Below are 25,252 nucleotides of genomic sequence, written 5' to 3' on the forward strand. Positions count from 1 at the left end.
CCCTGGCGGGGACAGCCCCCGCGCGCCGAACCAACCCTCCGACAGCCATGACCCAGCCCAGCACTCCCGCCCTGCACACCTCTGCCCTGACTTCGCTGCCCCTGCTGGCGCGCGGCAAGGTGCGCGACAACTACGCCGTGGGCGACGACCGCATCCTCATGGTGGCCAGCGACCGCCTCTCGGCCTTCGACGTCATCATGGGCGAGCCCATTCCCGGCAAGGGCGAACTGCTCACGCAGATGGCGCTGTTCTGGTTCGGCAAGCTCGGCCACATCTGCCCGAACCACCTCACGGGCGAGGCGCCCGAGAGCGTGGTCTCGCCCGCCGAGGCGCCGCAGGTGCGCGGCCGATCGATGCTGGTGCAGCGCCTCAAGCCCATCCTCGTCGAGGCCGTGGTGCGCGGCTACCTGGCCGGCAGCGGCTGGAAGGAGTACCAGGCCACGCAGTCGGTCTGCGGCGTGCCGCTGCCGCCGGGCCTGACGAACGCGGCCAAGCTGCCCGCGCCCATCTACACGCCCGCGGCCAAGGCCGAGATGGGCGACCACGACGAGAACATCACCTTCGAGCGCACGGTGGAGATGATCGGCCCCGACCTGGCCACGCGCATCCGCGACATCTCCATCCGCCTGTACCAGGAGGCGGCGGACATCGCCCTGGCCAAGGGCATGATCATCGCCGACACCAAGTTCGAGTTCGGCCTGGCGCCCGACGGCACGCTGGTGCTGATGGACGAGGTGCTCACGCCCGACAGCTCGCGCTACTGGCCCGTGGAAGGCTATGCCGACGCGCTGGCCCGGGGCGAAAACCCGCCGAGCTACGACAAGCAGTTCGTGCGCGACTGGCTGGAGCAGGCCAAGGTCAGCGGCAACAAGCCCTGGGACAAGACCGCCCCGGCACCGCGCCTGCCGCAGGACGTGATCGAGAAGACCGCCGCCAAATACCGCGAGGCCCTGCAGCGCCTGACGGCCTGAGCCCGTTCACTGCGGCAGCAGCGGCGGCGCCTCGATGTCGTCCAGCGACGGCTCGCCGCGCTCCTGCGCCGTGAAGCGCAGCAGCGGCTGGCCGTCTGCGTCGCGCAGCTCCAGCGCGCGGCCCTGCTGGTGGAAGGCGGCGACGGCGGCCAGGCGCTCCAGGTAGGCCATTTCGCTGCCCCCGCCCGCCAGGCACAGCCGCAGCGACGCATCGAACCCCGACAGGCGCAGCGCGCCGCCCTGCTGCGCGTAGCTGGCGATGAAGCGGTTGCAGCCGCCCGAGCCGCTGGCGCGCGGCCCGCCGCGCTGCAGCACCAGGTGCGCCGCGCTCGCACCCGGCGCCGGCGCATCGACGGCTTCGCCGCCGACGATCTCCTCCAGCCGCCAGTAGGTCTGCTGCAGCGGCACGGCCGCCGCCACGGTGGCCGCCCCCTGGGGCGGCAGCGCCAGTTGCACATCCACATGGCGGAACGCAGGCTCCCACAGCACGGGATGCACGCCGGGCGTGTCCAGCAGCAGGCGGCCGCGCCAGCGCACCATGGCACGTACCTCGTAGCGCCCTTGCGGCTGGATCTGCGCCTGGCGGTAGGGGATGCGCAGCAGGTACGGCAGCGGCCCGGCCGGGTCCACGCGCTGGCGGGCCAGCACAAGCGGCGGCGCGCCCTCGTCCGTCACGTCCACCAGCGCGGCCTCGAAATACGCATCGGGCGGCACGTACAGGCGCTCGCGCGAGAACACGGTGCCGGAGACCTGCGCGTCCGGCGCGGGCACCGTGCTGCAGCCCGCCAGCCACAGGGCGATCCCGGTGGCCCACGCCGCCCCGCGCCACCGCACGGGCTCAGCTCAGGACGACGCTGGACAGGCGGCGCCGGTACGTGGCCACGACCGGGTCTTCGGGCGGGATCTGGCCCTCGGCCACCTTGGGCTTGGGGGGCTCGATGATTTCGAGGACCGACACATAGGCCTTGCGCGCGGCCTCGTCGTTCCAGGCCTTGTCGCGCATGAGGATTTCGAGCAGCTCGTCCATCGCCTCGGTCCAGCGCTGCTGCGCCATGAGCCAGCGCGCGCGGCCAAAGCGCGCCTCGAAGTCGCGCTTGTTGGTGGCGATTTTTGCATCAAAATCGGCTCCAGCGCCCGCCCCAAGAGCGCCAGCAGCTACGAAATCAAGAGCATCCATCCAGTCCTTGAGCGCGCCCAGGCGGCGCGCGCCCGCAGCCTTGGCGATGACGGGCGCGAAGGCCACCTTGGCATCGTCCTCGCGGCCGAGCTGCAGCAGCAGCTTGACGTAGTCGAAGCGCGCCTCGTCGTTGGCCGGGTCGGTGGCCACGGCGTGCTGCAGGTGCTCCAGCGCGCCGGCGGTGTCGCCCTCGGCCAGGGCATCCAGCGCCTCGGACTCGGCCTCGTCGGCCTCCACTTCCTCGGCGCTGGGCAGGTGCTTGTCGAGGAATTCGCGCACCTGGCCCTCGGGCAGCGCGCCCATGAAGCCGTCCACGGGCTGGCCGTTCATCAGCAGCACGCAGGTGGGAATGCTGCGGATGCCGAACATGGCCGCGAGCTGCTGCTCCTGGTCGGAATCGATCTTGACCAGCTTGAAGCGGCCGGCGTAGGCCACCTCCAGCTTTTCCAGCACGGGGCCCAGCGTCTTGCACGGGCCGCACCAGGGCGCCCAGAAGTCCACCAGCACGGGCACCTGCATGGAAGCGGCGATGACTTCGGCTTCAAAGTTCTGGACGGTTACGTCGATCATGGGGGGGATCCTCTGCAAAGCATGGCGCCGGGGCGGCGCAAAAGTAAAATCGGGGGTTCCACTCAAGGCGCCGCGCCCGCGCGCGGCGCCGCACAGCACATGAAACCCATACAGATCGGCGTGGTCATGGGCTCCAGCAGCGACTGGGACACCATGCAGCACGCAGTAGAGATTCTCCGGCAATTCGGCATCGCCCACGAAGCGCGGGTGGTCTCGGCCCACCGCATGCCCGACGACATGTTCGCCTACGCCGAGAGCGCCGCGCCGCGCGGGCTCAAGGCCATCATCGCCGGTGCGGGCGGCGCCGCCCACCTGCCCGGCATGATCGCCGCCAAGACCCCCGTGCCGGTGCTCGGCGTGCCGGTGGCCAGCCGCCACCTGCAGGGCGTGGATTCGCTGCACAGCATCGTGCAGATGCCCAAGGGCATTCCGGTGGCCACCTTCGCCATCGGCCAGGCCGGCGCGGCCAACGCGGCGCTGTTCGCCGTGGCGCTGCTGGCGAACGAAGACCCGGCGCTGCGCCAGCAGCTCGAAGCCTTCCGCGCCGCACAGACCGAGGCCGCGCGCGCCATGGCGCTGCCGCCCGCCGCATGAGCGCGCACCCCGTCCACCTGCTGCCGCCCGGCGCCACGCTGGGCGTGCTCGGCGGCGGCCAGCTCGGGCGCATGTTCGCGCACGCCGCGCAGGCCATGGGCTACTTCACCGCCGTGCTCGACGCCGACGCCGACAGCCCGGCCGGGCGCATCAGCCACCACCACATCCGCAGCGCCTACGACGACCCGGACGGCCTGGCGCAACTCGCCGGCCTGTGCGACGCGGTGACCACCGAGTTCGAGAACGTGCCCGCCGTGGCCCTGGCCGCGCTGGCCGGGCAGTGCCCCGTGGCGCCGGCCGCGCGCGCCGTGGCCGTGGCGCAGGACCGCGCGCAGGAGAAGGCGCACTTCGTCGCCTGCGGCGTGCCGTGCGCGCCGCATGCGGTCATCGAGACGGCCGAACAGCTCGCCGCCGTGCCCGCCGGCCTGCTGCCCGGCATCCTGAAGACCGCCCGCCTGGGCTACGACGGCAAGGGCCAGGTGCGCGTGCAGACCGCCACCGAGCTGGCCGCCGCCTGGGCGCAGCTCGGCCGCGTGCCCTGCGTGCTGGAGCAGATGCTGCCGCTGGCCTTCGAGTGCTCGGTGATCGTGGCGCGCGCGCACGACGGCGCCACGGTGCACCTGCCGGTGCAGCGCAACCTGCACCGCGACGGCATTCTCGCCGTCACCGAGGTTTATGAAGGAAATGTGCCTCCAGCCCTTGCCAGACAAGCGGTGGAAGCTGCGATTTCCATAGCAAACGGCCTGCAGTACGTGGGCGTGCTGTGCGTAGAGTTCTTCGCGCTGCAGGACGGCCGCCTGGTGGTCAACGAAATCGCCCCGCGCCCGCACAACAGCGGCCACTACAGCCAGAACGCCTGCGACGTGTCGCAGTTCGAGCTGCAGGTGCGCACCCTGGCCGGCCTGCCGCTGGTGCAGCCGCGCCTGCACAGCGCCGCCGTCATGCTCAACCTGCTGGGCGACCTATGGTTCACGCGCGGCGACAGCGCGCAAACCCCGCCCTGGGAGGCCGTGCTGCGGCTGCCCGGCGCGCACCTGCACCTGTACGGCAAGAGCGCTGCCAAGCACGGGCGCAAGATGGGCCACCTGAACGTCACTGCCGCCACGCCCGAGGCGGCGCGCGCCACGGCGCTGCAGGCCGCCGCGCTGCTGGGCATCGCGCCATTCTGACCATGGTGCTCGACGGCCAGCAAGGCGCCTCCATCACCGCCGCGGCCCAGGCGCTGCGCGCGGGCCAGCTCGTGGGCCTTCCCACGGAGACGGTCTATGGCCTGGCGGCCGATGCCGACAACGACCAGGCCGTGGCGCAGGTCTTCGCCACCAAGGGCCGCCCGGCGGACCACCCGCTGATCGTGCACGTGGCCGACGCCAGCGGCGTCGATCACTTCGCCAGCGCGGTGCCCGCCTTTGCCCAGGCGCTGGTGCAGGCCTTCTGGCCCGGCCCGCTCACGCTGATCCTGCCGCGCCGCCCCGGCCATGGCGCCGCCGCCGCCGGGCAGCAGGACAGCATCGGCCTGCGCTGCCCGGCCCACCCCGTCGCCCAGGCGCTGCTGCGCGCCTGCCTGGCCGAAGGGGTGCGCGGCGTGGCCGCGCCCAGCGCCAACCGCTTCGGCCGCGTGAGCCCGACCACCGCGGCGCATGTGCAGGGCGAGTTCGGCGACGGCCTGCTGGTGCTCGACGGCGGCGCCTGCGCCGTGGGGATCGAATCGACCATCATCGACTGCACGCGCGGCGTGCCCGTGCTGCTGCGCCCCGGCGCCATCACGCGGGCGCAGATCGCGGCCGCCTGCGGCATCGCACCGCTCTCGAAAGAGGCGCTGCCCGCGCACACGCCGCGCGCCTCGGGCACGCTGGAGGCGCACTACGCGCCGAACGCCAAGGTGCGCCTGATGGATGCCAAGGCGCTGCAGGCCGGCCTGGATCTGCTGGGCGCCGACGCCGCCCACCTGGCCGTGTACGCCCGCACGCCGTTGCGCGCGCCCTCGCCCCAGGTGCTGCTGCGCCGCATGCCGCAGGACGCGGAGGCGGCAGCCCAGGAGCTGTTCGCCGCGCTGCGCGCCTTCGACGACGCGGGCGCGCGCCTGGTCTGGATCGAACTGCCGCCCGCCACCCCGGAATGGGAAGGCGTGCGCGACCGGTTGCAGCGCGCCGCGGCGGCCTGACGCCGCTTGACGTATACACTTTCGCCCACTTTTTTGGAGAAATTCATGGCTTCTCATTGGATGCGCCGCAGCCTTCTGGCCGCCGCCTGTGCTTCGGCCGCGCTGCTCGCGGCCTGCGGTTCCAGCACCGTCGATTCCGCCATCTCGCCGCAGCGCGCCGTGGTCTTCGGCGACGCCGTGAACGACGTGGGCCAGAAGGGCTCCGCCTACACCGTCAACGTCACCGACGGCAGCCGCTTCAACTGGACGGCGCAGTTCGCCTCGTACTGGAGCCTGCCCGTCACCCCGGCGTCCAAGGGCGGCAGCAACTACGCCCAGGGCAACGCACGCATCGGCGCCAAGCCCGATGCCGCGGGCGACGCCAGCACGCCCACCATCACCGAGCAGGTCACCAGCTTCCTGGCTGCCAACAAGACCTTCGGCGCCCAGGACATCGTGCTCATCAATGGCGGCATCAGCGACCTCATCGCCGGCATGGCCCAGGTCAATGCCGGCCAGCTTACGGCCGACGCCTACCGCGCCCAGGCGCGCCAGTGGGGCGTGGATCTGGCGGCGCAGGTGCGCCGCATCACCGAAGCGGGCGGCAGCCACGTGGTGCTGGCCGGCGTGTACGACCTGAGCCGCACCCCCTGGGCCGCGGCCATCGCGCAGCAGGCGCTGCTCAAGGACGTGAGCCGCGCCTTCAACACCGGCCTGGAAATCTCCCTGACCGACCTGGGCAACAAGGTGCAGTACGTGGATCTGGAGTACTACGTCAACCTGTACACCGACACGCCGGCCAGCTTCGCCTTCGACAACGCCACGCAGGCCGTGTGCACCTCGGTGGACGCGGGCAACGGCATCGGCACGGGCGCGGGCCAGATCAACTCGGCGCTGTGCACCCCGTCCACCGTGCTGCCCGGCGCCAACGTGGACCGCTACGTGTTCGCCGACAACGTGTACCTTACGCCCTCGGCGCACCGCCAGTTCGGCACCTACGCCGTGGACAAGGTGCGCCTGCGCTGGTAACTGCCGGCCCCGCAATGAAAAAGCCGACCCTCGGGTCGGCTTTTTCATTGCAGCCTGCGCTGATTCAGAAGGTGTAGCCCGCCGCGATCGTCAGCACCGTGGGGCGGAAGCGGATGTCCATCGAGCGCGCCACGCCCGCCGTGGTGGCCGTGATGACCGACTTGACATGGGCCGTGGCAATGGCCCCGGTGACCGACCAGCGCTCGTTGATGCGGTAGCTCACGCCCACCTGCGCGGCCAGCCCCCAGGAATCCTTCATGCGGATATCCGTGGGGCCGCCCTGGAAGGCATTGCCCACGGCGGTGGAGGTGCGCTTGTCGAACTTGGTGTAGTTCACGCCCACGCCGACGAAGGGCCGCCACTGGCTGTTGGCATCGCCGAACTTGTAGTTGAAGAACAGCGTCGGGGCGATCTGGCGCACCTCGGCCAGGGTGCGGCCGTCGAAAGCGACGATGTGGGGCGGCAGGCGCGCAGCGATCTGCGCATTCACGTCGTGCGTAGGCGGGGAGCCCAGGGCCAGTTCCAATTCCATGTGCGGGTCGAGCGCGTACGCCACCGACAGGAACAGCGTGGCCTTGTCGGCCACTTCGACGCTGATGCCGGACGGGGCGGCCGGCAGCATGGGGCCCACGGCATCGGAGGCCGAGGAATGGGGCGCGATGTGCGTGAGCCCGCCGCGCACGGTCCACTGCGCCGAGGCCGTGCCGCACAGCGCCAGCAGGGTTGCCGCTGCCGCGGCCTGGGGGATGAAACGTTGCATGTCGTGTACTCCTTCGATGGGCGCGGGCGCTCAGCCGCCCGATGCCAGCACCTGCTGGAAGAAGCCGCGCGCGGCGGCGCTGCAGAACGGCGGTACCAGGCTGCCGTGGTAGGCCTGCAGCACGGCGCTGGCACCGCCCTGCGCCGCCTTGGCCTTGGCCTGGGCAAAGCCCAGCTTGGCGGCGGCGAAGGGGTCGGCTGCGCCGGTGGGGCTGGAGTCCACGTCGAGCACCGTGACCAGCCCGGCCGGCGGCGCCAGGGGCGACGGTGCCGTCCACAGCTGCTGCATGACCTGGGTGTTGACCTTGTAGAACACCGTCGGGTCGGCATTGCCGCCGCACAGCAGCACGGGGCGCCGGGGCGTCCAGTTGCGCAGGTCGTTGGCCTTCAGCGCCTTGCGCATCGGGTGCTGGGGCGCGGCCGCCGCGGCGCCGGTGGTGGGGCTGGGCACGGCGCCGTCGGGGTTGGCAATGGCGTCCTGCAGGTAGGCCAGTCGCGTGGCGTTGTTGATCAGGTTGCCGGTGCCGAAACCCAGCGCGAACAGGGGCGCCAGCTCGGGCGGCTGCGTGGGCGGCGTGATGGTGGCGAACATCGGCGCGGGCGGCGTGCTGCTGAACAGCGCCGTCTGCGGCAGCTTGCCTTGCTGCATCAGCGTGGCCAGCGGCGTGGCCGAGGGCAGCAGGGTCTCGATGCCGCTGGCGTAGCTGGCCTCGAACACGTCGGACGTCTGGCGATAGAGATTGCCGTAGGCCTTCTGGTAGCTCACGGTGAGCATCGGCATGAACAGGGTGGCGCCCAGGTTCACGTTGCCGTAGAACACGGCATCACCGAGCGCGCCCAGGGCATACGGCCCGGACATCGGCGCCGCCGCCGTGACCGGCAGGCCCGCAGCCTGCATGGCCCGGTGCGTGGCCATGGCCACGTGGCCGCCCTGCGAATAGCCGGTCACCAGCAGCTTGCCGGCGTCGGCGCGGCCCAGGCGCGGCAACGCCTTGCGCGCGGCGGTGAGCGCGTCGATCATTTCCTTCGATTGCTGGTCGGCATTCAGGTACGGGTGGTAGCCCAGGCGCGACACGTCGTAGCCCGCGTAGTTCGGCGCCACCACGATGAAGCCCTGCGCCGCGTACATGGCGCCCAGCAGCAGCCCCTCGGACGCGCCGGGGCGCGTGGTGTCGGTGATGTCGGCGATGTTGTAGGCGCGGTTGGCATCCGTGCCGTGGGCATACAGCACCACGGGGCGGGCGCCCTTGCAGGCGGCGGCGTCGCCCGTGGGCACCATCAGCGCGCCGGAGGCGTTCGTGCCTTCGCCCGCGCCACCCACGGTGCCGTACTCGATGTAGTGGAAGTCCACGCCGCACTGGGGCGTGCCCGCCACGGCCAGCAGGCCCTTGCCGGTTTCGCTCTCGGACAGACGGTCCTTGAATTCCGCGGCCCCCAGCGACGTCACGCGCAGGGGCGGGTTGTGCACCAGCGAGCCGCGCGCGCCGCTCGTGTCGGTTTCGGTGCTGCCGCCAGTGTCGGATCCACCGCCGCAGGCCGCCAGCAAGGCAGCAGCGCTGGCCACGGCCAGCCCAGTCCATCTGTTCATTGCAGTCTCCTTTGCTATAAATCGAACGATCGTTCGTTTTTTGGACGGCACATCGTACTGCGCACATCCCCCTGGGCAGGGCAGGAGACCCCGAATGCAGCAGGGTTAGGGAGCCGTGTCTACCCCCCGCGCCGTCCAGTCGATCAATGCGTCGAGCACGGGCCGCGCCGCCGCCGCGTTGGCGTGGTTCACCAGCGCCACCAGCACCTGGCGCCGGCCGTTGGCGGCGTGCACGTAGCCGGCCACGGCCATCACGTCGCGCAGGCTGCCGGTCTTGAGGTGGGCCGCGCCCGCGGCGCGGCTGGCGCTGCGGCGCAGCGTGCCGTCCACGCCCGCGATGGGCAGCGACGCCAGGTACTCAGGCATGACCGGCGCGGCCCAGGCCAGCTGCAGCATGCGCGCCAGGGCCTGGGCGCTGATGCGCGCCTCGCGGCTCAGGCCCGCGCCGTTGTCCACCACCGGGAATTCGGCGTCGCTGCCCAGGCGCTGGCGCCACCAGCGCTGCAGCGCCTCGCGCGCGGCCTCGAAGCTGCCCGCGCCGCCCTTTTGCAGCCCCAGGGTCAGGAACACCTGCTGCGTCATGACGTTGTTGCTGTACTTGTTGATGTCGCGCACCACCTCGGCCAGCGCGGGCGAGGCGGCGCTGAACGCGGGCTGCAGCCCCGCCGGCACGCGCCCCTCGCGCACCTGGCCCGCCAGCGTGCCGCCCAGCGCGCGCCACATGCCTTCGATGGCGCGCGCGCCGAAGGCCGCCGGCTGCGCCGGCGCCACGGCCCAGGCGCGCTCGCCGCAGGCCGCAGGGAAGACGCCGGCGAAGGCGATGCGCGCGGCCTCGCCCAGCTCGGCGCGCAGGCCCTGGCGCCAGTCGCCGCAGGCCGCGCCCGGCGCCGCCAGCGGCACGCTGGCCTGCAGCTGCATGCCCGCCAGCGGCGGCTCGTAGGACACGCGCGCCACGCCAGCGGCGCTGTCGGGCACGAAGGTCAGGACGATGGCCTGGTAGTTGACCAGCAGCGCATCGGGCGCCACGTTGTACGGCCGGCTGGGCTCGCCGTCGAAAGCCGCCGGGTCGTGCGCGCCCGGGCTGAAGGCGCTGCGGTCGAGCACGATGTCGCCCGCGATGGCCTGCACGCCCTGCGCCTGCAGGCGGCGCAGCAGCAGCCACAGCCGCTCGACCACGAGCTTGGGGTCGCCCCGGCCCTGGATGTAGACGTTGCCCTGCAGCGTGCCGCCCTGCAGCGCGCCTTCCAGGTACACCGGCGTCTGCCAGGTGTAGGCGGGGCCGAGCTGCTCCAGCGCCGCGAAGGTGGTGACCAGCTTCATCACCGAGGCCGGGTTCATCGGCACCTGGGCGCGCCAGGCCAGGCGCGGCGGCTTGCGCGGCGCATCGGCATCGGCCACCACCACGGCCAGGGCCTCGGGCGGCAGCCTGGCGGCGGCCAGGGCCGCCTGCACCTCGGGCGGAAGGGCGGACAAGGGCTGCGCGGCCGCCGCGCCGCACAGCAGCCAGGCCAGCACGCAGGCGGCCCAGCGGCCGCGAAGACAGGGGATGCCAAGGGAGTACATGCTTAGATTTTAAGCATTTTTGGCATCCAACCCTTATGCAGCAAGCGCTGGCAGCTATCATTTTTGATATTCCGCCAGGGCATCGATAATCCAGGGCTGCTCTGCCTGCCCGCCCATGAAACTGCTTGCCTTCGACACCAGCACCGACACCCTGTCCATCGCCGTCCAGCACGGCGCGCGGGTGTGGACGCACAGCGGCCCCGGCGGCGCGCAAGCATCGGGCACGCTGGTCCCCGGCATCCAGGGCCTGCTGGCGCAGGCCGGGCTGGCCCTGGGCGACCTGCAGGCCATCGCCTTCGGGCGCGGCCCCGGCTCGTTCACCGGGCTGCGCACGGCCTGCGCCATCGCCCAGGGCCTGGCCTGGGGCGCGGGCCTGCCCGTGCTGCCCATCGACACCCTGCTCGCCGTGGCCGAGGAGGCCCGCGCGCAGCACGGCTGCACCGCAGTGGTGGCCGCGCTGGACGCGCGCATGGGCGAGGTCTACCACGCCCCCTGGCGCTGGGACGGCCACCAATGGGCCGCGCTGGCCGACTGCGGCCTGTGCGCGCCCGAGGCCGTGGCCGTGCCACCCGGCTTCGCCATCGCGGGCAACGCCCCCGCCGCCTACGGCGACCGCCTGGCCCCCGAAGCGGCCGGCGCCCCCCGGCTGCCGGCCCTGCCCAGCGCGGCGGCGCTGCTGCGCCTGGCACCCGCCTGGCTGGCCGCAGGCCGGGCCGTGCCCGCCAGCCAGGCGCTGCCGCTGTACGTGCGCGACAAGGTGGCGCAAACCACGGCCGAGCGGGCCGCCCTGCGGCAGAGCGCCACACAGACCGCCGCACCAGGCACCGCACAGGGTGCCACGGCCCCATGAGCGCCCTCGCCGCGCACGCCACCCGGCCCACGGCAGGGCCCGCCACGCGCTTCGAGGCGCTGTCGCTGGCGCGCCTGGACGCGCTGCTGGCCGTCGAGCAGCAGGCCTACAGCCACCCCTGGACGCGCGGCAACTTCATCGACACCCTGACGGCCGGCTACCAGGCCGAGCTGCTGCTGGCCGGGGACGAGCTGATCGGCTACTACGTCGCCATGCAGGGGGTGCAGGAAGCGCACCTGCTCAACGTCACCGTGGCGCCGCGCCACCAGGGCCAAGGCTGGGCGCGCGTGCTGCTGGAGGCGCTGAACGCCTGGGCGCGCAGCCGCGGCGCGCAGTCCCTCTGGCTGGAAGTGCGCAAGAGCAACACCCGGGCGCGCCAGATCTATGAAACCCATGGCTACCACCAGGCCGGCGTGCGCAAGGCCTACTACCCCGCCACCGGCGGCCTGCGCGAGGACGCCATCGTCATGCACCTGAACCTATGCCCCTGAACCTCGACGCACGCCAGCGCGCCATGCTGCAGGAGATGGGCATCACCCTGTGGCTGCCCGGCGCGGCACCCGCGCCCGCTCCGGTACCCGCCACGGCGGTGGCCGCCCCGGTGCCGCAAGCGCCCATGCCCCCGGTGGCGCCCCCCGCGCCCGCCGCACCCCCTGCGGCACGCCAAGCGCCCCCACCCGCCACGGCGCCCGCCCCCGCCGCAACGGCACCTGTGGCCGAGGGCGCGGCGTTCACCCTGGCGGCCCCGCGCCCAGGCTATCCCGCGCAGGCCGCCGCCGCGGGCGCCGCCCCGCAGTCCGCCTGGCTGGTGGTGGTGGAATGCGCCCAGGAAGACGACCCGTTCGCTGGCGAAACCGGCCGCCTGCTCGACAACATGCTGCGCGCGCTGCGGCTGCACCAGCATCCGGGCGTCTTCATTGCGCCGCTGCTGCGCGGCCCCGCCGCCGCGCCCGCCGCGCTGGCCGATGCGCTGCACGCGGCGCGCCCGGCCGTGGTGCTGGCCCTGGGGCTGCCAGCGGCGCGCATGGTGCTTGGCTGCAGCGAGCCGCTGGGCCGCCTGCGCGCCAGCCCGCAGAGCGTGGAGGGCATTCCCGTGGTGCCCACCTATGCGCCGTCGTACCTGCTGCGCGCCCCCCAGGCCAAGGCCGCCGCCTGGGCCGACCTGTGCCGCGCCCACGCGATGGTGCAGCGCAACAACAGCTGAAACACCGACACGGCGCTGTCATTGTTGCAGTGCGATAATCCGCCGCTTGCTTACCGGAGAACACTCCTTGGAAACCTACCCCAGTCGGTAGCTTTCAGCGCCTGGCCCGCTCCGGGTGACTGAAAGCGCCCCGCATCCCGCTTCGTCGCCCCGCACCCACAAGGAGTGAGCCCATGCTCAACATCTTTACGCTCGCCAATGGCCGCCTGGCCCAGGAAGAGATCGAGTCCCTGGAGGAGCTGTCGCGCTTCCAGCCGATCTGGGTGGACCTGGAGTCGCCCACGCCCGAGGAAAAGCGCTGGATCAAGCAGCACTACGGCCTGTCCATTCCCGAGGACGCGATGGACGAGGACATCGAGGAGTCGGCGCGCTTCTACGAGGAAGACAACGGCGAGCTGCACATCCGCAGCGACTTTCTCATCGACGACCACGACCAGCCGCGCGGCGTGCGCGTGGCCTTCATCCTGAACCTGGTCAACGACGAGCTGAAAAGCAAGGGCGTGCTGTTCTCCATCCACGACGAGGACGTGCCCGTGTTCCGCCTGCTGCGCCTGCGCGCGCGCCGCGCGCCCGGCCTGATCAACGACGCGCGCGATGTGCTGCTCAAGCTGTTCGACGCCGACGCCGAATACTCCGCCGACACGCTCGAAGGCATCTACGACGAGCTGGAACTGGCGGGCAAGAAGGTGCTCTCGGGCAACGTGACCGACGCGCTGGCCGGCGAGGTGCTGGGCGCCATCGCGCGCCAGGAGGACCTGAACGGGCGCATCCGCCGCAACGTGATGGACACGCGCCGCGCCGTGAGCTTCATGATGCGCAGCAAGATGCTGAACGCCGAGCAGTTCGAGGAAGCGCGCCAGATCCTGCGCGACATCGACTCGCTGGACAGCCACACGGCCTTCCTGTTCGACAAGATCAACTTCCTGATGGACGCCACCGTGGGCTTCATCAACATCAACCAGAACAAGATCATCAAGATCTTCTCCGTGGCCAGCGTGGCGCTGCTGCCGCCGACGCTGATCGCCAGCGTCTACGGCATGAACTTCCGCGCCATGCCGGAGCTGGAATGGGAATTCGGCTACGTATACGCCATCGGGGTCATGGTCGCCAGCGCCATCGTGCCCATGCTGTACTTCCGCAAGCGCGGCTGGCTGAAGTGAAGGGAACCTCTCAAAACCCATCCGCTCTCTTCCTGACCCGAGAAGCCTGACCCGCCCCTTGCCATGATCACACCCCGCAGCGCGCTGAAGTTCGACCTGTTCGCCCAGGCCTCGCGCCAACACAAGAGAGATGAGGTGGGCGATCCGCTGCAGGTGATCGCGCGGCACATCGACTTCGGAGCCCTGGCCGGGCTGGTGGATGCCTTGATCGAGCGCGGCGATGGCCGCAAGGGTGGCCGGCCGGCCTATCCCACCGAGGTGATGGTGCGCATCCTGGTCTTGAAGCAGCTGTACAACCTCTCGCACGAGCAGATGGAGTACCAGTTGCTGGATCGGGCGAGCTACCAGCGCTTTTGCCTGCTGCAGGATGCGATGAACGTGCCGGACCGCAACACGATCTGGCGCTTCGGCGAGCGGCTGGGCGTGGATGGGGCCACGGTGCTGTTCCAGGGAGTGGATGCGCAACTGCACCGCCATGGCTACATGGCCCGGGGCGGACAAGCCATCGATGCGACGCTGGTGCCCGCGCCGCGCCAGCGCCTGGACAGGCCGGAGCGCGAGGCCCTGGCCGAAGGCAGAACGCCCGATTGGAGTGAGGCCGAGCGCCGGCAAAGGGATGTGGATGCCACACACACGAAAAAGCACGGCAAGAGCTACTTCGGCTACAAGCTCAGCGTGAGCGTGGACCTCAAGCACGGCTTCATCCGCCGCATCGCCACGGGCACGGCCAGCGAGCACGACGGACACCACTTCGACGAGGTGCTGGACATGCACAACACCGGGCGCAGCGTGCACACGGACAAGGCCTACGCGAGCCGGCAGCGCCGGCAGATGCTGCAAGTGCTGGGCTTCGTGGACGCGATGCAGCGCCGGCCAGCCGGGCCAGCCCCTGAGCGAGTGCCAGAAGCGGCGCAACCAGCGCATTGCCAGCAAGCGTGCCCGGGTCGAACATGCGTTTGCCGGCATCCGGCACCTGGGCGGCAAGTTCGTACGCACGATCGGGCAGGCGCGGGCCACGGTGGCGATGACGATGATGGCTGCCTGCTACAACATGAAGCGCCTGGCCTCGTTCCTTGAGCGAGGCGTGGATGCGTTCTTCAAACCGGCGACCACCAAGGCACAGGTGCGCCTGCAAACGGCGAAAGCCTGAGCCATCGGGGCTGCAAGGCCCCTCAATGCACGAGGTGCAGACCGCCGTAAGGCCTCATCGCGCATTCAAAACGGCTGGCGTCCAATCGTGCCTATTCGGATCCGTCAATCATGGGGTTGTGAGAGGTTCCCTGAAGCACCGCCTTGCTTCAAGGAGCTTCCAGGCGCAAGCTTGAAGTCGCCCAGGGCTTCCTCGCGGGCGAAGGCTCAGCGCATTTCCACGATGCGGTCGCAGGCGTCCAGAGTGGACTGCCGATGTGCGATGACGACCACGGTCTTGTTGCCAGACAGGCTGCGAATCGCGTCGTTGACCGCCTGTTCGGTGGCCCCGTCCAAGGCACTCGTGGCCTCATCCATGCACAACACGGGCGGGTCGCGGTACAGCGCCCGCGCGATGCCAATACGCTGGCGCTGCCCTCCCGAGAGCCGTATGCCCCGGTCGCCCACCAGCGACGCATAGCCATCCGCCAGATCGCTCACGATGAAATCATGGATGTGCGCCGCGCGCGCAGCCCGTTCGACGCGACCCATGTCGATCTGTTCCTTGGGGACGCCGAAGGCGATGTTCTCGGCCACGCTGATATCGGCCAAGTAGATCTGCTGGGGCACATAGCCAATGGATTTTTGCCAGGCCTTCACATTGGTCTTGTCGATCACCATGCCGTCCACCAGCACCTCCCCGGCTTGCGGAGACAGCAATCCGAGGAGCAGATCCATCACCGTACTCTTGCCTGAACCGCTACGCCCTGAAATCCCGGTGATGGTATTGGCGGCGAACACCAGCTCCAGGCGGTCGAGCACCAGCACCTCCTTGCTGGCCGGATAGGCGTACGACACACCTTGCAGGCGAATTTCATGCCGGGGAACGATCTGTGCGCAGCCTTCCGCCTGGTCGTTTACCGGCATGCACAGGTCACGGTGAATGTTGTGAAGAATCGGCCCGGAGTATTTCAGGCGCGTGAGGCCACTGTAGATGGTCTGCATCGCCGGCAACAGACGGTAGGCCGCAAAGCCGTACAGGCCCATGGTGGGCAGCACTTCGCTCACATCGCCGGAGCGCCACAAAGAGAGCAGCGCAATGGCGATCAAGCCCGCGAATCCCACCGCCTCGACGATGTACAGCGGCGACTGGACCAAGGTTTCGGTCGCGGCGGAGCGGCGCGCGAAATCGTGCGAGGCACTGGCAAACGAGCGCAGGTACGCCTGCGATGCGTGCGCGATCTTCACGTCCTTGATGCCACTGACCACCTCGTGGCAGCTTTTGTACCGGCGAGCGTCTGCCGCCTGCCGCTCGGCGCCCACCTGCGTCAAACGCTTGCGCACAAAAAGGTAAATGGTGCCGTAGAGCGCGCCCACCACGGCGACGATCCACACCGCCATTGAGGGGTCGTACACCAGGATCAGCACCACCATGGCCAGCGCCACGGCGCCCTGCGCTATCACGATCGCCAGCGGTTGCAGCAGATCAAACACCAGTTGATCGACCTCCGACAGCACGTTCTTCGTCAACTCGGACGGGTTGCGCGAAAGGAAGAAGTCATACGGCTGCCGCAAATAATTCGACAGCAAACGCACGCCCAGCGATTTTCTTTGCATCTGGACAAATCGACTGACCACATGCAGCGTGACCGCCTTGAATACCGATGAGACCACCACGACCATCAGGGTGAGCAGGCCCAACACGTAAATCAGCGCCGCCGGATCAGAAAACTGCAAATCCCGGTAGATCGCATTCACCCACGGATTTTCCTCAATCACGTTCGGACGCGCCAAGACCGCCAGAAATGGCGCGATGGATAAAACGCCTGCGGTTTGCAGCAGCGCCATGATGCTGACCAGCACCACCACCCGGACGGCTTTTTTGCGCTCTTCGGTCGTGAAGAGATCAACCACCTTCTTGCAATGAGCGCAGAAGGTCACGGACGGCCCACCCATGACGCCGCACGCGAAGCCGGCAGACTGGCGCATGGCGAGCATGCGCCAGATATCGCCTTGGCCCTCAAGCCGATACCCCGTCTTTGAGACTGGGCCATCCCTCGCCCGTCACATCGTGTACCGGATCGAACTTGAGCACGTCTTCAATGTCCCTGAACTGCTCCACCTTGGGTGCCGAAAACGCCTGCCTTGCTGCCGGCTCGAACGTGAATGCCATTCCAGGCGCGCCGTCGTCACGGGGCTTGACCAGGCCAAAATCCAGCAATTCACGGCTCAGATTCTCCACCGCCGCATCCAGGTCGCTGTCCGTGACGTCGAAACGCGCGAGCATGGCCGAGCGGGCCTGCTCTGCAGTAGGAAGTGACAGCAGCATCAGCATGCAATCGGCACCGACACGGTCCACCGTATAGTAAATGCCACCGCGAAGATCGAGCAAAACCAGCTCGTCGTCGTAATTCTCGAACAATATTTCTTGATTATCAAAACACAGCAACTTCACAAGGAACCCCTTCTGCCATTTCAAGAACGCCCCACCCATTACATGGAACGTTTGCGATCCAATGATTTTTTGAACACCCTCAGAACATTCAACTCCACCAACCCTTTGCCATTGGTCAAATTCCCCTCATGGCGACGAAAAATAACAGCATCAAAATCCAGCCGCACCACACGAATACCCTGATTCTGAGCACGGTGAAACCAGTCCACGTCCTCGCCAAACCAAAGGTCAGGATCGAAAATGCCGACCCGGGAAAATACCGAGCGCCTGAACACCGTTCCAGAGATGGAGTATGGAAACTGCGCAAGATGGGAGGTTGAAAATTCAAAAGAATGGTCTGGGCCGCGCCTTGCCATCACCCTGGGCATACCCATTGCCAGATCAGCCTGACCATCTTTCCTGAGCGTATCCACCAGACGGCCCAACGCACCATCCGCCCAAAGGTCATCGCTGTCGATAAACGCGATGTACTCGCCCCGGGCATGCTCCAATCCAAAATTGCGAGCGGAGGCCGGTCCGCCGTTGGATTTTGTCAATACCCGCACACCTGAAAATTCCCTGGCACACGCAGCCGTTCCATCGGTAGACCCGTCGTCAACCACGATGATTTCAATGCCATCCATCCCCTGATTCGATACGCATTCAATTATTTCAGCAACAAATTCCCGCCGATTGTACGCGGGGATAACAACCGTCAAATCAGAGATCGGCATTAGGCATCCTCACCTTGAAAACATTTCATCGAGACGCCAGGCGCTTTCTGTCCAAGGCTTTTTTGAAGCTGCGCAGCACATTCAGCTCCACCAGATTTTTCCCCTCCGTCATATTGCCCCCATGGCGCCGGACAATGACGGAAACACCATCAATCCGCATGACGTTGATGCCACGCTCTCCAGCACGGGCAAACCAATCGACGTCCTCGCCAAAGTTCATATCCGCATCGAACAAGCCCACCCGATCAAACACCTCACGCCTGAAAACCGAGCCCGTGATATAGAATCCAAACCCCTCACATGGATTGCCGAAATATTCGTACGTGCCGCTTCGCATATTCCATTGGGCCAATTGTGGCCATCCCATGACCACATCCACCTCGGGGTGTGCGTCCATGGTGCGCACCAACTCCCGTAACACCCCCTCCGGCCACAGGTCATCACTGTCGAGAAAAGCGAGATATTCCCCCCGCGCGTTCATGATGCCCCGGTTGCGCGCCTGAGCGGGCCCACTATTGGGTTGCTCAAACAGTTTGGCGCTGGGATGGGCGCGCACACGCGCCGCCGTGCCATCGGTGGAGCCATCATCCACCACGATCAGCTCCAGATCGGAATATCCCTGGCCCACGATATTCGCAATGGCCTCGTCAATCAGATGCGCCCGGTTATATGCAGGAACGATCACCGTCACGGCCGTCGGCTGGGGGCCGAGAGACGGCGTCTGCGCGCCCCTCGACCGCTTTGGAGGCGCCTGGAGCCACGACACAAGAGCGTCCACCAGCAATTTCCTGTCGCGCCCCAACTGCAATGCATAGCCCGGAACAGCCTGGCAAAGCCGGTCGATGAATGCGTAGGTGGCATTGCCGGCATATGCCAACTGCTCCACGGTGGTCAAACCCGCTGCATTGCGCACCTCGGTGGGGGTGATATCCGTATCCAGAAAAGAAGACTCCGAGTCCTGCACCCGCGGCACGGCCACGCCCTTGATGGGCATCGAAGAAGGCATGGCAGCGCTGAACACCGGCGTCAGCTGGAACACAGCCTTCTCGTCCGCTGCTCCAGCCGGATTGCTCAGGCACGGAAGCAGGCGCTCACAGTGGGCCAATTGATCGCGGTGCACCTTGGCCGAACCATACAAGGGGTACACCGTGGGTTCCGGCTCCAGGCCGACCACGACGTAGTCGTCCCCGCAAAACAGCATGCCATGCTGCAGTCCGGCGAGCGCCGTGGACGATTTGCCGATGCCTCCGCGTCCCGTAAGCAAAAGGGCTCCGTCTTTCGTACCTATCGCCGCCGCATGCAGAAGCTGGCGCCCGTCCTCCGCCATGCACCAATGCAGCAGCGTGCGCAGCGGCGCTGCCGCGCACCAATACGGCAGGCTCCTCGGATCATCCACCCAGTAGTAGCCACAGCGCTCTTGCCGGGAGTACATATTGACGGAGAGTTCTCCGTACAGAAACGCAAACTGGTATGCGGAGTTGTCGAAACCCCAGATGTCACCACGGTCGGTGAAATGCCGATTGTCAAATGATGGGCGCGGTATTTTGGTGCCGCCGCTGGCGCCATCCCATAGGCAAAGCGTGTGGCGGGCGACAGAATCCTCTGCAGGCTCAGCCACGCGCAGATGGTTCAGCGCCGGCAGAAAGATTTCCTGCAGCCGGGAACTGCCGAAGCGCAAATCGACATGGATCTCAGCCAGCTTGAGGGTGACGGCCGATTCATAGGCCTTGGCTGCCGTCTGATACTCCCCCTGCATTTGTTCGAAGAATTGCCTTTGACAGGCCAGATCCTTATAGAAATCACTCACGATGCCGATTCCTTGCCACGCGCACGCTGTCTGTCGATATGTTCCTTGAGGATCGACAGGTGCTGGATTCTTTCGGATTTCTGCGTTATGCCTGAATTGGTGGGATGTATCCTTCGATGCAGCAACACCTCCGGCAGGATGAAACTTGAAAGACCTATGCCCTGACTGCGCGAATACCATTCGACGTCAATCCCGACCAACAAATCGGTTCGATAATCTCCAACGCGCGCAAATGTAGCCTTCTTCGCCAGCAAGGTACCGCTGGTTGGCGCCGGCATCGCACCGCCCGGACAATGCAGGCCAGCGCGGATTTCGGGGGCGAGTTCCGGGCTCAAGAACTGCATGGCATATGCATAAACAACATCAACGGCTGGATGGTCGGCCAGATGACGCATCTGCATCTGCAGCTTATGAGGCTCCCAGCGGTCATCAGAGTCGAGGAATGCAATGTATTCGCCGCGTGCGGCAGCCACACCCGCATTTTTCGCTGCGCTCGCACCTTGATTCCGCTGGTAAATATAGCGAAGGCGGTCACCGTACGACTGGCAAGTTTGCGCGGAACCATCCACGGAACCATCGTCGACCACCAGCACTTCAATATCCGCAAACGTCTGTGCTAGCGCACTGTCGATCGCCTCGGCAATATACATCTCGCGGTTAAAGCACGTCACCACGACACTGACCTTGGGAGCCAACACGGATTCACCACCTCTCAAAAGATCACAAGCCACTCGTCCAGACTCCTGCCATCCACCGGGTACGCCTACCCGCTCAAGACCGCCGCAGCAGCCGGCGGGCCATGTGCGCAGGAAAATCACGCCAACGGCTTATCTTGCTAGCAGTTTTCAGATAGCTCGGAAAACTCCCGAGCAAACGCCACCAGGGCATGTCTGGATACGCACGCGAATGGTTCATCCACCCGAGCACCAAGAGCTGGTCTGCACGCATTTCATAGGACGAAGACGTCTGCAATCTGAACAACAAACTTTCGTAGCGCGACGGAACAGCAGCATTCAAGCTGTCCATCACGTGCTCTGGAATGGGCGCGTCATGCGTTTCGCGCAGGTAGTTCAAGGCCATCTGCAGCAACTGCACGCTGTTCAGATAGCGCGCGTGGTCCATCAGCCGCAGCCAATCGATCTGCTTCTCGCGCAGGATCCACATGGCATCGACAATCCAGCGCAGCGGTGGCAATGCATTCCACAGCGCCCCATGCAGGCATACGTGGAGCAGCTGGTCCGTTGCATCGAAAGTCCGGCAATCGACACCCTTGAAATCCGACACAACGGAATTTTCCCAGAACCGCTCATGCGCTCCTGGCCATGTGGCCCGGTGCAAAGGGGTCCAATGCAGATCTATTTCCCATGTTTGCCCATTGACTGTGCGCGTAAATTCCACCGCATGGGTCAAGCGTTTTTCACGGATTTCCTTGAATTGGATATCGATGCGGCGTGCATACCCATATCCCAGCAGCACTGCACTGGCGTCTTCGAAACGATCGGGATGCACCATGAAGTCAAGGTCACTCATGGGTCGCAGCGCAGGATCACCGTAATAGCGCTGAATCAACGCGGAACCCTTGAGCAAAATCACCTCAATGGACTCCGCGCGCAATGCAGCAAGCACTTTACGCAACTCCGAAAGCATCAGATGGTTGCGGCACCACTGGTAGCGGTAAATGCCGCGCAGCCGCCCCATTTCCGCATCGCACAGCCCTGATTTTTCCGCTTGCCGGTACAAAAGCGGCAATAACCGGTTCGATGATTCATCCAAATGGTCTATATCCTCAAGGTCTCTCCATGTCCGCCAGTGCTCTGGAAATTCATCCGGGGGGCACAGGCAGGCCCTCAGCAAGGCCGCCTGGCCTGGCTGAGGGAGATTTTGAGAGGGTTTTTTGACCTTGGAGTGTGGAGAAGCTGTCATCCGCCGGGAAAAGAAGGCACTGCTTTGACGGGCGGATGCTGCGTCCGGCCGTGCATGGAAGCAGGTATTTTCGATTATTTTTTCACAATCCCCGTGCAGCAAGGCGAAGCAGATTCAAATCTGAAATAACCGCCCCGCCGCGCCCGTCCGCTACGGCGCGCCATCGGGTGCCGGCCCTTCGCCGGGCGCGGCGCCGCAGTGCACCTTGGCAAACGTGAGGATGACCTCCCGCACGACCTTGCGCTGCGGCGCGGGCAGTTGCAGGAAAGCGTCGAAGGCCTCGCGCTCCAGGTAGCCCACCCCGTCATCCCAGCGCTTGCGCTGCTCCTGCACCGACAGGCGCACCGCCTCGCCAAAGCGCAGCACCTCGGGCTCGATCTTCAGCCACTCGGCCAGGACCTGCACCTTGTCCTGCGCCGGAATCGCCTCGCCGCGCAGCCAGCGGCGCGCCGCCTGCAAGGTCACCGACCGCCCCCAGTACCGCGTGTTGAATTCACGCTCAAGCACCACCGGCCGCAGCGGGTAGCCCGCCTCGGCCATGGCGGTCCGCAGCCGCTGGCCAAACTCGATTTTCTCGTTCATGAACCTAAAGTAGGTTTTCAAATGAACTGGTAGAGACTTTTGGTTCATTTTCAAATAGACTATTGGTTCACTTCATCGCATGCCTCATGGCGGGAGGGACATCCGCATGCAGACAGAACACGAGACCGGCCGGCAGACGCCCCGCGAACGCGAGGCCGCCCGTGCCGGGCGCGGCTTCACCCTGATCGAGGTCATGATCGTCGTGGCCATCGTCGGCATCCTGGCTGCGGTGGCGCTGCCGTCGTACAGCCGGTACGTCACGCGCGCCAAGCTGCCCGAGGCGTTCTCGGTGCTTTCGGGCATGGGGCTGTCGGCGCAGCGCTACTTCCAGGACAACCGCACCTACGCCGATACCAGCGGCATCAACGGCTGCCCGCCTGGCGTGGGCGTGGCCAACGGCACCAGCAAGCACTTCAACTTCGCCTGCAGCAACGTCGCCGCCGCCACCATCACGATGACGGCCACGGGCATCGGCACCGACCTGTCGGGCATCGTCTTCACGCTGGACCAGAACAACGCGCGCGCCACCACGTCCGTGCCGTCGGGATGGACGGGCAGCAATGGCGGCGCATGCTGGGTGCGCAGCCAGAGCGGGGAATGTTCATGAGCCCCGTCCCGCACACCCCACGCCCGCCCCGGCGGCCACACCCCAGGCGCGGCGGCCGGGGCTTCACCCTCATCGAGCTGATGGTGACCATCACCATCATGGCGATCCTGCTGATGATGGCGGTGCCGCCGGTGATGCGCGCGCTCCAGAACGCCCGCACCGCGGCGCTGGTGCACCGCCTGCCGCAGGACGTGGCCTGGGCACGCAACCGCTCCGCCACCTCGCCCACCCCCTACCGCATCGTGCTGGGGCCAGGCTGCCAGTGGCAAACGCAGCAGGCCAGCTTCGCCGGCGGCACGCTGGCCTGGAACAGCACGGCCGAGACGGACGCGCGCTCCATGCCCGCCGCCACGGCCGCCGCCGCCCACCCCCAGGCCACCTGCAGCCTGAGCGGCGGCGCCACCCAGCACGTCACCTTCGACGGCCAGGGGCTCATCGCCGACAACGCCCCCACCGTCACCATCGCCAGCGGCAACGGCCAGACCTGGACGCTGCAGATCCTGCTGTCGGGCCTGGTGCTGCTGAACGCACAGACCAGTTCGTGATGCCCGTCCCGCACCCCGCCCGCACACCCCGCCGCCCGCGCCAGCGCGGCATGACGCTCATCAGCGTGCTTGTGTCGCTGCTCATCTTCGCCTTCGGCCTTCTGAGCCTGGCAGGGCTGTATGCGCGCCTGCTGTCGGCACAAACCGGCAACGAGATGGCCACCAGCACGCAGGTCTTCGGCAACCGCTTCTGGGCGCTGCTGCAGGCACACCCCGGGCTGGTGCAGGCGCTCCAGGCCCAAGGCACCAGCGTGACCTACACCCAGGCCAGCATGGGCGGCGCCCCGGCCGGGCTGCAGCCGCTGCTGCGCGACGTCTTCAGCAGCAAGGCCCTGCGCCTGCCGGACGCCAGCGTCACCATCACCCTGGGCAACGACGCGCGCGGCAAGGCCTGCGCCACCACCACGCCGCAGACCACCGTCTGCGGCGTCGGGCTGCGCATCGACTGGCCCGCGCAAGGCGGCGGCACCCCACGCAGGCAAAGCTATTCGTTCCAGGTCGGAGGGTTTTGAAATGCCCCATCAAAACGGCCACTACCCCTTACCAGAAAAGCGCTTGCAGCTATCGATAAGGAAGCATGTGCAAACCGGCTTCACGCTGATCGAGCTCATGGTCACCCTGCTCATCGGCATGCTGCTGACGCTGGCGGTGCTCGTCATCCAGGCCGAACTCTCGCGCGCCAACATGCTGCTGGCCGACGCCAGCCAGCGCAACGACCAGGCCCGCTCGGCACTCGACCTGCTCCAGCGCGACCTGGGCAATGCCCTGTACATGCTGGGCGGCACCACGCCCCGGTGCGAGGCCACGCTGCAGTACACCGGCGCTGCAGCCACGCCCGTGGCCACCCTCCAGGGCGTCACCGCCCAGCCCCAGCCCGCGCCGCTGCCGGCCAGCACCGCCGTGGCGGATGCGCTGCTCAAGCCCGATGCCTACGCGGGCGGCGAAGGCGGCGTCACCAACACCAGCCACATGCTCGCCGTCACGCTGGTGCCCTCGGCCCTGCGCGCGCCGCCCGCCACCGGCGTGCAAAGCACGCCCTACAAGGTGGTGCACAACGTGGTGGCCACGGCCCCCTCGGGCCAGCAAGCCGTGAACGACGGCTGGCTGCCGCTGAACAGCACCACGGGCATCGCCGCGGGCGACTCCCTCACGCTGCTGCTGCCCCTGTCGGGCGGCACCGCGAGCGGCCTGGCCTGCCTGCGCTTCACCGCGGGCAGCCTGGGCACGGTTTCGCTGCCGCCCCCGGCCACCGGCACGGTCGCGGCGGTGCGCATGGGCGTGCCCGGCAAGTTCGCCGACTTCACCCAGCCGCTGCGCGACGCGGGCCTGCTGGCGGCCGGCCAGGTGCTGGCCAACGGCCAGCTCGCCGGCACCAAGCTCAAGAACGACGGCCCCGCCGCCGGCCAGGGCGCCGTGCAGACCCTGGTGTACTACGTGGCCCGCGCCGCCAATGGGGCATCGGGCTCGGTGCCCGTGCTGGCGCGCGCCACCATCAACGCCGACGGCACACTGGCCGCCCAGCCCGCGCCCGTGGCCGCCGGGGTGGTGAGCCTGCAGGCCCTGTTCGGCGTGGACGGCGCCAGCGCCGCCACGCCGCCCACCGGCGGCGTGACCCACTACCGCACTTGGCAGCAGGTCACGGCCAGCCAGCTCACGGGCCGCGTGCGCACGGTGCTGTACGCCGTGGTGGCACGCACGCTGCAGGCGCACCGCCAGAACCCCGAGGTCACGCAGGTGAACATTCCGAGCCCGCAGCTCACGGCGGGCGACCCGGTGTTCACCGCCTTCCGGCCCCGCACCGACGATGAAAAGCGCGACCGCTACACGGTGCACACCGCCGAGGTGGCGCTGCGCAACCAGATATGGGGGCGCTGATGCGATTTCCAG

25 protein-coding genes and 1 pseudogene are annotated in these 25,252 nt (G+C 67.6%); 14 read left to right on the plus strand and 12 right to left on the minus strand.

The genetic code is table 11. The features are described from left to right. Positions 1-47 precede the first annotated feature (47 nt). Positions 48-971, plus strand: a complete 924-nt coding sequence (locus YS110_13120; GenBank protein UJB65623.1) for a phosphoribosylaminoimidazolesuccinocarboxamide synthase — start codon at positions 48-50, stop codon at positions 969-971. 6 nt (positions 972-977) lie between these two features. Here the strand turns inward: YS110_13120 and YS110_13125 are convergent, their stop codons facing one another. Then, complete coding sequence (locus tag YS110_13125) at positions 978-1,805, minus strand: META domain-containing protein (protein ID UJB65624.1); 828 nt, start codon at positions 1,803-1,805, stop codon at positions 978-980. A 4-nt stretch (positions 1,806-1,809) separates the two neighbouring features. Further along, a complete protein-coding gene (gene trxA / locus YS110_13130; protein ID UJB65625.1) occupies positions 1,810-2,718 on the minus strand; it encodes a thioredoxin in 909 nt (302 codons plus the stop codon). Positions 2,719-2,817: 99 nt separating this feature from the next. Between trxA and purE the strand changes: the two genes are divergently transcribed. From purE to YS110_13150, 4 genes are read left to right on the plus strand one after another with little or no spacing between them, the layout of a single operon-like run. Continuing rightward, positions 2,818-3,312: a 5-(carboxyamino)imidazole ribonucleotide mutase gene (gene purE / locus YS110_13135; protein UJB65626.1), complete on the plus strand. Its 495-nt coding sequence runs from the start codon at positions 2,818-2,820 to the stop codon at positions 3,310-3,312. Next, on the plus strand, positions 3,309-4,481 hold the full coding sequence (locus tag YS110_13140; protein UJB65627.1) for a 5-(carboxyamino)imidazole ribonucleotide synthase: 1,173 nt from the start codon (positions 3,309-3,311) through the stop codon (positions 4,479-4,481). The genes purE and YS110_13140 overlap by 4 nt, the downstream gene beginning before the upstream one ends. Positions 4,482-4,483: 2 nt before the next feature. After that, positions 4,484-5,473 carry a threonylcarbamoyl-AMP synthase gene (locus YS110_13145; protein UJB65628.1) on the plus strand — a complete coding sequence of 330 codons (990 nt, stop codon included), beginning with the start codon at positions 4,484-4,486 and terminating at the stop codon, positions 5,471-5,473. 45 nt (positions 5,474-5,518) lie between these two features. Beyond that, a complete protein-coding gene (locus YS110_13150) occupies positions 5,519-6,481 on the plus strand; it encodes a GDSL family lipase (protein ID UJB65629.1) in 963 nt (320 codons plus the stop codon). A gap of 64 nt (positions 6,482-6,545) precedes the next feature. Here the strand turns inward: YS110_13150 and YS110_13155 are convergent, their stop codons facing one another. The 3 genes from YS110_13155 to dacB all read right to left on the minus strand — a co-directional run bounded on the left by YS110_13155 (position 6,546) and on the right by dacB (position 10,391). Continuing rightward, positions 6,546-7,241 carry an outer membrane beta-barrel protein gene (locus YS110_13155; GenBank protein ID UJB65630.1) on the minus strand — a complete coding sequence of 232 codons (696 nt, stop codon included), beginning with the start codon at positions 7,239-7,241 and terminating at the stop codon, positions 6,546-6,548. A 30-nt stretch (positions 7,242-7,271) separates the two neighbouring features. Next, the gene (locus YS110_13160; protein ID UJB65631.1) at positions 7,272-8,828 is read right to left on the minus strand and encodes an alpha/beta hydrolase; all 1,557 of its coding nucleotides are present in this window, start codon (positions 8,826-8,828) and stop codon (positions 7,272-7,274) included. A 105-nt stretch (positions 8,829-8,933) separates the two neighbouring features. Continuing rightward, positions 8,934-10,391, minus strand: a complete 1,458-nt coding sequence (gene dacB, locus YS110_13165; GenBank protein UJB65632.1) for a D-alanyl-D-alanine carboxypeptidase/D-alanyl-D-alanine-endopeptidase — start codon at positions 10,389-10,391, stop codon at positions 8,934-8,936. A 115-nt stretch (positions 10,392-10,506) separates the two neighbouring features. Between dacB and tsaB the strand changes: the two genes are divergently transcribed. The 5 genes and pseudogenes from tsaB to YS110_13190 all read left to right on the plus strand — a co-directional run bounded on the left by tsaB (position 10,507) and on the right by YS110_13190 (position 14,755). Beyond that, positions 10,507-11,241 (plus strand): tRNA (adenosine(37)-N6)-threonylcarbamoyltransferase complex dimerization subunit type 1 TsaB, encoded by a 735-nt coding sequence (gene tsaB / locus YS110_13170; protein UJB65633.1) that lies wholly within the window; start codon positions 10,507-10,509, stop codon positions 11,239-11,241. Next, a complete protein-coding gene (rimI, locus tag YS110_13175) occupies positions 11,238-11,732 on the plus strand; it encodes a ribosomal protein S18-alanine N-acetyltransferase (GenBank protein UJB65634.1) in 495 nt (164 codons plus the stop codon). Before tsaB ends, rimI begins: the two co-directional genes overlap by 4 nt. Further along, positions 11,723-12,445, plus strand: a complete 723-nt coding sequence (locus tag YS110_13180) for a hypothetical protein (protein UJB65635.1) — start codon at positions 11,723-11,725, stop codon at positions 12,443-12,445. The genes rimI and YS110_13180 overlap by 10 nt, the downstream gene beginning before the upstream one ends. A gap of 173 nt (positions 12,446-12,618) precedes the next feature. After that, the gene (corA, locus tag YS110_13185; protein UJB65636.1) at positions 12,619-13,605 is read left to right on the plus strand and encodes a magnesium/cobalt transporter CorA; all 987 of its coding nucleotides are present in this window, start codon (positions 12,619-12,621) and stop codon (positions 13,603-13,605) included. A gap of 66 nt (positions 13,606-13,671) precedes the next feature. Further along, a pseudogene (locus YS110_13190) lies at positions 13,672-14,755 on the plus strand (IS5 family transposase). Between the two features lie 206 nt (positions 14,756-14,961). Here the strand turns inward: YS110_13190 and YS110_13195 are convergent. The 7 genes from YS110_13195 to YS110_13225 all read right to left on the minus strand — a co-directional run bounded on the left by YS110_13195 (position 14,962) and on the right by YS110_13225 (position 22,213). Beyond that, positions 14,962-16,689: an ABC transporter ATP-binding protein gene (locus YS110_13195; GenBank protein ID UJB67449.1), complete on the minus strand. Its 1,728-nt coding sequence runs from the start codon at positions 16,687-16,689 to the stop codon at positions 14,962-14,964. Positions 16,690-16,753: 64 nt separating this feature from the next. After that, positions 16,754-17,212, minus strand: coding sequence for a PqqD family protein (locus YS110_13200; protein UJB65637.1), 459 nt, complete (start codon positions 17,210-17,212; stop codon positions 16,754-16,756). A gap of 14 nt (positions 17,213-17,226) precedes the next feature. Continuing rightward, the gene (locus tag YS110_13205; protein ID UJB65638.1) at positions 17,227-17,901 is read right to left on the minus strand and encodes a glycosyltransferase family 2 protein; all 675 of its coding nucleotides are present in this window, start codon (positions 17,899-17,901) and stop codon (positions 17,227-17,229) included. A gap of 25 nt (positions 17,902-17,926) precedes the next feature. Continuing rightward, complete coding sequence (locus tag YS110_13210) at positions 17,927-19,708, minus strand: glycosyltransferase (GenBank protein ID UJB65639.1); 1,782 nt, start codon at positions 19,706-19,708, stop codon at positions 17,927-17,929. Next, positions 19,705-20,406 (minus strand): glycosyltransferase family 2 protein, encoded by a 702-nt coding sequence (locus YS110_13215; protein ID UJB65640.1) that lies wholly within the window; start codon positions 20,404-20,406, stop codon positions 19,705-19,707. The genes YS110_13210 and YS110_13215 overlap by 4 nt, the downstream gene beginning before the upstream one ends. Before the next feature lie 73 nt (positions 20,407-20,479). Next, positions 20,480-21,481: a nucleotidyltransferase family protein gene (locus YS110_13220; GenBank protein UJB65641.1), complete on the minus strand. Its 1,002-nt coding sequence runs from the start codon at positions 21,479-21,481 to the stop codon at positions 20,480-20,482. Positions 21,482-21,781: 300 nt separating this feature from the next. Next, entirely contained in the window at positions 21,782-22,213 is a 432-nt protein-coding gene (locus YS110_13225) for a transcriptional regulator (protein ID UJB65642.1), read from the minus strand. Between the two features lie 106 nt (positions 22,214-22,319). Between YS110_13225 and YS110_13230 the strand changes: the two genes are divergently transcribed. The 4 genes from YS110_13230 to YS110_13245 all read left to right on the plus strand — a co-directional run bounded on the left by YS110_13230 (position 22,320) and on the right by YS110_13245 (position 25,240). Further along, positions 22,320-22,820 carry a prepilin-type N-terminal cleavage/methylation domain-containing protein gene (locus YS110_13230; protein ID UJB65643.1) on the plus strand — a complete coding sequence of 167 codons (501 nt, stop codon included), beginning with the start codon at positions 22,320-22,322 and terminating at the stop codon, positions 22,818-22,820. Next, on the plus strand, positions 22,817-23,365 hold the full coding sequence (locus YS110_13235) for a prepilin-type N-terminal cleavage/methylation domain-containing protein (GenBank protein UJB65644.1): 549 nt from the start codon (positions 22,817-22,819) through the stop codon (positions 23,363-23,365). Before YS110_13230 ends, YS110_13235 begins: the two co-directional genes overlap by 4 nt. Beyond that, positions 23,365-23,877 carry a prepilin-type N-terminal cleavage/methylation domain-containing protein gene (locus YS110_13240; protein UJB65645.1) on the plus strand — a complete coding sequence of 171 codons (513 nt, stop codon included), beginning with the start codon at positions 23,365-23,367 and terminating at the stop codon, positions 23,875-23,877. Before YS110_13235 ends, YS110_13240 begins: the two co-directional genes overlap by 1 nt. 67 nt (positions 23,878-23,944) lie before the next feature. After that, positions 23,945-25,240: a PilW family protein gene (locus YS110_13245; GenBank protein UJB65646.1), complete on the plus strand. Its 1,296-nt coding sequence runs from the start codon at positions 23,945-23,947 to the stop codon at positions 25,238-25,240. The last annotated feature ends 12 nt before the right edge of the window (positions 25,241-25,252 follow it).

Origin of the sequence: Acidovorax sp. YS12 (assembly GCA_021496925.1) — a bacterium.
Lineage (GTDB): Bacteria > Pseudomonadota > Gammaproteobacteria > Burkholderiales > Burkholderiaceae_C > Paenacidovorax.

Coding starts and splice junctions, on each gene's coding strand:
- YS110_13145 (UJB65628.1), top strand. CDS start 4,484: ATGGTGCTCGACGGCCAGCAAGGCGCCTCCATCACCGCCGCGGCCCAG.
- YS110_13225 (UJB65642.1), bottom strand. CDS start 22,213: ATGAACGAGAAAATCGAGTTTGGCCAGCGGCTGCGGACCGCCATGGCC.
- YS110_13180 (UJB65635.1), top strand. CDS start 11,723: ATGCCCCTGAACCTCGACGCACGCCAGCGCGCCATGCTGCAGGAGATG.
- YS110_13205 (UJB65638.1), bottom strand. CDS start 17,901: ATGCCGATCTCTGATTTGACGGTTGTTATCCCCGCGTACAATCGGCGG.
- YS110_13230 (UJB65643.1), top strand. CDS start 22,320: ATGCAGACAGAACACGAGACCGGCCGGCAGACGCCCCGCGAACGCGAG.
- tsaB (UJB65633.1), top strand. CDS start 10,507: ATGAAACTGCTTGCCTTCGACACCAGCACCGACACCCTGTCCATCGCC.
- YS110_13140 (UJB65627.1), top strand. CDS start 3,309: ATGAGCGCGCACCCCGTCCACCTGCTGCCGCCCGGCGCCACGCTGGGC.
- YS110_13240 (UJB65645.1), top strand. CDS start 23,365: ATGCCCGTCCCGCACCCCGCCCGCACACCCCGCCGCCCGCGCCAGCGC.
- dacB (UJB65632.1), bottom strand. CDS start 10,391: ATGTACTCCCTTGGCATCCCCTGTCTTCGCGGCCGCTGGGCCGCCTGC.
- corA (UJB65636.1), top strand. CDS start 12,619: ATGCTCAACATCTTTACGCTCGCCAATGGCCGCCTGGCCCAGGAAGAG.
- YS110_13160 (UJB65631.1), bottom strand. CDS start 8,828: ATGAACAGATGGACTGGGCTGGCCGTGGCCAGCGCTGCTGCCTTGCTG.
- YS110_13195 (UJB67449.1), bottom strand. CDS start 16,689: ATGGGTGGGCCGTCCGTGACCTTCTGCGCTCATTGCAAGAAGGTGGTT.
- YS110_13150 (UJB65629.1), top strand. CDS start 5,519: ATGGCTTCTCATTGGATGCGCCGCAGCCTTCTGGCCGCCGCCTGTGCT.
- YS110_13235 (UJB65644.1), top strand. CDS start 22,817: ATGAGCCCCGTCCCGCACACCCCACGCCCGCCCCGGCGGCCACACCCC.
- rimI (UJB65634.1), top strand. CDS start 11,238: ATGAGCGCCCTCGCCGCGCACGCCACCCGGCCCACGGCAGGGCCCGCC.
- purE (UJB65626.1), top strand. CDS start 2,818: ATGAAACCCATACAGATCGGCGTGGTCATGGGCTCCAGCAGCGACTGG.
- trxA (UJB65625.1), bottom strand. CDS start 2,718: ATGATCGACGTAACCGTCCAGAACTTTGAAGCCGAAGTCATCGCCGCT.
- YS110_13155 (UJB65630.1), bottom strand. CDS start 7,241: ATGCAACGTTTCATCCCCCAGGCCGCGGCAGCGGCAACCCTGCTGGCG.
- YS110_13120 (UJB65623.1), top strand. CDS start 48: ATGACCCAGCCCAGCACTCCCGCCCTGCACACCTCTGCCCTGACTTCG.